An 845-nucleotide genomic window follows, 5' to 3' on the forward strand; every position below is an offset into this window, starting at 1 on the left:
CGCCGCTAGACTCCGAAGAGTCCCGCTCGACTTGCATGTATTAGGCACGCCGCCAGCGTTCGTCCTGAGCCAGGATCAAACTCTCCAAGAAAGTTGATTAGCTCATTTGTTACGTTGGCTTAGCTTCATTTCTGAAACTAAAATTTATTGTTTGTTTCACGTCTTGTTTGTTTAGTTTTCAAAGAACAATGTCTTTGTCGCTTGTGCGACTTTTCTATATTAACAGAGCTTTGATGCTGTGTCAATATCATAATTAAATATTTTTTGGTGGAGTCTAGGGGGATCGAACCCCTGACCTCCTGCGTGCAAAGCAGGCGCTCTCCCAGCTGAGCTAAGACCCCATATAATTATTAGAAATGGTCGGGAAGACAGGATTCGAACCTGCGACCCCTTGGTCCCAAACCAAGTGCTCTACCAAGCTGAGCTACTTCCCGTTAAGTGCGCCCTGAGAGATTCGAACTCCCGACCTTTTGATTCGTAGTCAAACACTCTATCCAGCTGAGCTAAGGGCGCATATGAATTTAATTAACCTTAAAGTGGTGCCGAGGACCGGAATCGAACCGGTACGGTAGTCACCTACCGCAGGATTTTAAGTCCTGTGCGTCTGCCAGTTCCGCCACCCCGGCAAAAATAGAGAGCGGAAGACGGGATTCGAACCCGCGACCCCCACCTTGGCAAGGTGGTGTTCTACCACTGAACTACTTCCGCATATCATGGTAAGTTATTTTGCTATTGCAAACAACTTTGTTTATTTTACTTCGTAAAAAAACTTGGTGCGGGTGAAGGGAGTCGAACCCCCACGCCTTGCGGCGCCAGATCCTAAGTCTGGTGCGTCTGCCAATTCC

Annotated in this window: 5 tRNA genes and 1 rRNA gene; all 6 read right to left on the reverse strand. The window is 47.8% G+C overall.

Annotation, left to right across the window (positions count from 1 at the left end):
* Positions 1-91 (reverse strand): 16S ribosomal RNA (locus M3610_RS27430); the annotation flags it as partial.
* A gap of 174 nt (positions 92-265) precedes the next feature.
* A tRNA-Ala gene (locus M3610_RS27435) sits at positions 266-341 on the reverse strand.
* 16 nt (positions 342-357) lie between these two features.
* A tRNA-Pro gene (locus M3610_RS27440) sits at positions 358-434 on the reverse strand.
* Between the two features lie 5 nt (positions 435-439).
* Positions 440-513, reverse strand: a tRNA-Arg gene (locus M3610_RS27445).
* 24 nt (positions 514-537) lie between these two features.
* Positions 538-626: transfer RNA gene (locus M3610_RS27450), tRNA-Leu, on the reverse strand.
* A 10-nt stretch (positions 627-636) separates the two neighbouring features.
* A tRNA-Gly gene (locus M3610_RS27455) sits at positions 637-708 on the reverse strand.
* Positions 709-845 lie beyond the last annotated feature (137 nt).

Source organism: Neobacillus sp. MER 74 (assembly GCF_023714155.1).